Origin of the sequence: Klebsiella sp. MS 92-3, assembly GCF_000195655.1 — a bacterium.
Lineage (GTDB): Bacteria > Pseudomonadota > Gammaproteobacteria > Enterobacterales > Enterobacteriaceae > Klebsiella > Klebsiella pneumoniae.
This window is the reverse complement of record NZ_GL882847.1, coordinates 61,131-65,061: the sequence shown is the minus strand read 5'-3', so window position 1 is coordinate 65,061 and position 3,931 is coordinate 61,131. Positions and strand designations below refer to the sequence as shown.

5 protein-coding genes are annotated in these 3,931 nt (G+C 54.5%); 2 read left to right on the top strand and 3 right to left on the bottom strand.

Annotation, left to right across the window (positions count from 1 at the left end; all coding sequences use genetic code 11):
* Positions 1-650 (top strand): GNAT family N-acetyltransferase (locus HMPREF9538_RS05745; protein WP_009485973.1); only part of this gene is annotated, 650 nt, incomplete at its 5' end.
* Here HMPREF9538_RS05745 and ykgO read toward each other — a convergent pair.
* The 3 genes from ykgO to HMPREF9538_RS05760 form a co-directional block, all read right to left on the bottom strand.
* On the bottom strand, positions 647-787 hold the full coding sequence (gene ykgO, locus HMPREF9538_RS05750) for a type B 50S ribosomal protein L36 (protein ID WP_002892018.1): 141 nt from the start codon (positions 785-787) through the stop codon (positions 647-649). The two genes, HMPREF9538_RS05745 and ykgO, sit on opposite strands and share 4 nt — an antisense overlap.
* Positions 787-1,050, bottom strand: coding sequence for a type B 50S ribosomal protein L31 (locus HMPREF9538_RS05755; protein WP_002892011.1), 264 nt, complete (start codon positions 1,048-1,050; stop codon positions 787-789). The genes ykgO and HMPREF9538_RS05755 overlap by 1 nt, the downstream gene beginning before the upstream one ends.
* 115 nt (positions 1,051-1,165) lie before the next feature.
* Positions 1,166-2,236, bottom strand: a complete 1,071-nt coding sequence (locus HMPREF9538_RS05760) for a LacI family DNA-binding transcriptional regulator (protein ID WP_004177239.1) — start codon at positions 2,234-2,236, stop codon at positions 1,166-1,168.
* 270 nt (positions 2,237-2,506) lie between these two features.
* Here HMPREF9538_RS05760 and HMPREF9538_RS05765 point away from each other — a divergent pair, with 270 nt between their 5' ends.
* Positions 2,507-3,778 (top strand): maltoporin, encoded by a 1,272-nt coding sequence (locus tag HMPREF9538_RS05765; protein WP_004177240.1) that lies wholly within the window; start codon positions 2,507-2,509, stop codon positions 3,776-3,778.
* Positions 3,779-3,931 lie beyond the last annotated feature (153 nt).

Here is a 3,931-nt window from a genome sequence, read left to right as displayed (position 1 = left end):
GCCCGCCCCCCCCCCCCGGCCCGACACGACAGGTATTACAGGGCAGCCGTTGTCGACTCGAACCGCTGACTCTTGCTCATGCCAGCGATCTGTTCGCCGCTCACCAGCTGGCGCCAGACGCCCGCAGCTGGACGTGGCTGCTGCGTGAACCTGAGAGCAACCTTGCAGAATTCAGTGCCTGGGTGGAGCAGGTCGCCACGCTGGCAGACCCGATTCATTTTGCCGTCGTTGACCAGCAGCGAGGGAAAGCGGTCGGCTCGCTGGCGTTAATGCGTATCGATATCGCTCACGGTGTGGTAGAGGTGGGGCATGTGCATTTTTCACCGTTACTGAGCCGAACGGCCATGGCCACCGAAGCGCACTGGCTGTTGATGCAGTATGTCTTTGATACGCTCGGCTACCGTCGCTATGAATGGAAATGCAACAGTCTTAATATCCCATCAGCCCGGGCGGCAAGGCGGCTGGGGTTTCAGTACGAAGGACGTTTTCGCCAGGCGCTGGTGAGTAAAGGACACAACCGGGACACGGACTGGTTTTCGGTGATAGACGGCGAATGGCCGGAGCTGGATAACGCCATGCGCCAATGGCTGGCCGCCGACAATTTTACCGCCGACGGCCAACAGCGCCGCTCGCTGGAGAGTTTCCGTTAACGGCGTTTTTTGCGCCCCTGCACCGCTTTGAAGCGGGGGTTGCTCTTACAGATAACGTACAGCCGCCCTTTGCGTTTAACCAGCTGGCAATCCGGGTGGCGCTGTTTAGCGCTACGTAATGAGTTGACGACCTGCATCATGCTTTCCTTTTCGCATCAATAAAGCCGCCGAAGCGCTGGCGGAATCGGGCTGCACTGCCTTCATTGGCGAAGGTTTTTTGTTTGCCCGTGTAGTACGGATGCGATTTCGAGGAGACGTCGATCGTCACATACGGAAAAGTTTCGCCATCGAGTTCAATCACGCGATCGGTGCGGATAGTTGAGCCGACTTTAAAATACTCATTCGCGCTGGTGTCGTGAAACACCACCGTACGATAGGGAGGATGGATATGGGCTTTCATGCTGACCTCTTCATTACGTTATAACATAACATTAAGGGTACGCCGTGCTGTGACAAAGATCAACCCTGCTCAATTTAAGGGTAAGGTGATAAGGCGAGTTTCCCCGCCTTTGGCGTCAGGGTGCCAGACGGTGGGCGATGGCGCGGAGCTGTTCCGCAATGGCCTGCAGATCTTTTCCCTGCTCAATTCGGGCGCCGCTGGAATGGCGTATCACCAGGCGCGCCGGCAGAATGGATGAGGCATGAGGCGCCCCGCTGGTGCTGGCGAGGATCCGCCGCACCGCCTCTTTCCCCTGCAGGTCGAGGTCGAGCGACACGGTACTCAGCGCCGGATAGAAAAAGGAGCTTTCGTAGGTATCGTCATAGCCAATAACCGACTTCTCACCCGGCACCGCCACCTGATGCTGATGGAAGGCGCTGAGCACCCCCAGCGCCATCTGATCATTACCCACCAGCACAGCGCTGAAATTAGGCGTTTCGCGCAGCATCTGCAGCGCGCCGGCGTAGCCGCTCTGCGCATCCCAGTTGCCGTGCAGGACGGTCACCGGCTTCAGACCGTAACCATCCAGGGTCTCCAGCCAGCTTTTTAACCGGAGTTTGGCCGAGACTGAGCTGTCCGGCCCCGCCAGCAGGGCGATCTCCCGATGCCCCATCTCATAGAGATATTTGACGCTGGCCCGGGTGCCGTCCGCCGGGTTAAACGAAACGTTAAACACGGAGCTGTAGGGATCAACGTCGAGAAACAGGCAGACGATATCATCGTTGTCAGCAGCGATTTTCTGCGCCTGTTCGGTCTCCAGCGGCACGTTGATAATGACTTTATCCACCCGCTGAGATTTCAGCTCATTGATGGAATCCTGGATGCTTTGGTTGACGCTCTCATCGATCATCGAAATCAGAACCTGGTAACCTTCCAGGTTGGCATAGCGTTTTACCGCCGCCGCCACCTGGGAAGGCGCATGCCAGGCCAGAGAAATAGTCACCAGCCCGACCGTCTGGCTCTCCTTCCCCACCAGCTGCTGCGCCAGCCGGTTTGGCACATAGCGTAAGGCCTCTATCGATTTCTCCACCTTGCGACGCGTCGCCTCGGATACATTAGCTGATTTGTTGAGTACCCTGGACACGGTCTGGTAAGAGACGCCCGCATGGCGTGCGACGTCTTCCAGAGTAGCGCTTTTAGACTTCATGGTCCGGTTCCTTATGTTGTTATCCCATGATTGTAACAGGGGCCATTTGAAAAAACGCTCACCGCCACCTCTCACTGCAAAACAATAGCGATAAAAGTATTACGTTCACAATACAACGAATTGTGAATCATCTCACCCATCGCAACAAAAACCACCGTGATTATTTGCAGTTAGTCACACAATAATCATATCTCATTTGCCTGAAGTTACATTTAGGCATTTTATGACACCAGTTATGTGAACGTAATACAAAACAATAAGAGGATAGAGATGAACACTACACTGCGCGCCCTTTCAGTCGCGTTAGCCGCTGCGCTAATCGCTCCTTCCGCGTTTGCGGCCACCGCCGCGATCCCAACGATCGATTTCCATGGCTATATGCGCGCCGGGGTTGGGGTCTCCGGCGACGGTAGCGAAGCGGAATGGCAAAAAAATAAGCTGGGCCGTTTGGGGAACGAGTCGGATACCTACGGCGAGCTGGAGCTGGGCTCTGAGGTCTATAAGAAAGATGACGTCAGCTTCTATCTCGACAGTATGGTCAGCATGGTCTCCGACGGCTCTAACGATAATGAAACCACGCTGAACGATGATGCACAGTTCGGCTTACGTCAGTTGAACCTGCAGATAAAGGGGCTGATCCCTGGCGATCCGAATGCGGTGATCTGGGGCGGTAAACGTTACTACCAGCGCCATGATCTGCATATCATCGATACCAAATACTGGAACATTTCCGGCTCCGGAGCCGGGGTGGAAAACTACACCCTCGGCCCGGGCGCCGTCTCGCTGGCCTGGATCCGCGGCGATGCCAACGATGTTGACTATCGCGTCGATGGCGACAGCAACGTCAATATCAACTATATCGATTTACGCTACGCGGGCTGGAAGCCATGGGCGGGCTCGTGGACCGAATTCGGTATCGACTACGCGATGCCAAACACCACCAAAAAACAGGATAGCTACGGCGGACTGTACGATGCTGACAACGGCGTCATGCTGACCGGTGAAATCAGTCAGGATATGCTGGGCGGCTATAACAAAACCGTGCTGCAGTACGCCAACAAAGGCCTGGCGCAGAACATGGTCTCCCAGGGCGGCGGCTGGTACGATATGTGGAACTACGTGAACGACGCCACCGGTTATCGCGTGATTAACACCGGCCTGATCCCGATTACTGAGAAGTTTTCTATCAACCACGTTCTGACCTGGGGCTCGGCGGATGACATTACCGACTATACCGACAAAACGCGGATGCTGTCGCTGGTCGCCCGCGGGCAGTACCAGTTCACCGACTACGTGCGCCTGATTGGCGAAGTCGGCGGTTTCTATCAGAAAGACAGCTACAACAATGGCACCAGCTACAAACAGGCCGGTGAGAAATACACCATTGCGTTGGGCCTGGCGGACGGGCCAGACTTTATGTCACGTCCGGAATTACGCATTTTTGCTTCATATTTGAATGATTCCGAAGATGGTAAACCGTTTGAAGACCAGACGGCGAATAATACCTGGAATTTCGGCGTGCAGGTTGAGGCCTGGTGGTAATTGCGCACGGCTAAGACTCATACGTTATTTTTATCTCCTGCTGTAAGACTGTTAATTATCTTCCGGTAAACTTTATTGCCACTGCTGTCTTTGTCTTATTTTCGGGGAAAAGTACCTTTTCTGTTTTTTTCTTTTTTTTTTTTTTTTTTTTTT

What these genes read in the sequence shown, in the direction of transcription:
- HMPREF9538_RS05765 (WP_004177240.1), top strand. Translation starts at nt 2,507, where the DNA reads ATGAACACTACACTGCGCGCCCTTTCAGTCGCGTTAGCCGCTGCGCTA.
- HMPREF9538_RS05760 (WP_004177239.1), bottom strand. Translation starts at nt 2,236, where the DNA reads ATGAAGTCTAAAAGCGCTACTCTGGAAGACGTCGCACGCCATGCGGGC.
- ykgO (WP_002892018.1), bottom strand. Translation starts at nt 787, where the DNA reads ATGCAGGTCGTCAACTCATTACGTAGCGCTAAACAGCGCCACCCGGAT.
- HMPREF9538_RS05755 (WP_002892011.1), bottom strand. Translation starts at nt 1,050, where the DNA reads ATGAAAGCCCATATCCATCCTCCCTATCGTACGGTGGTGTTTCACGAC.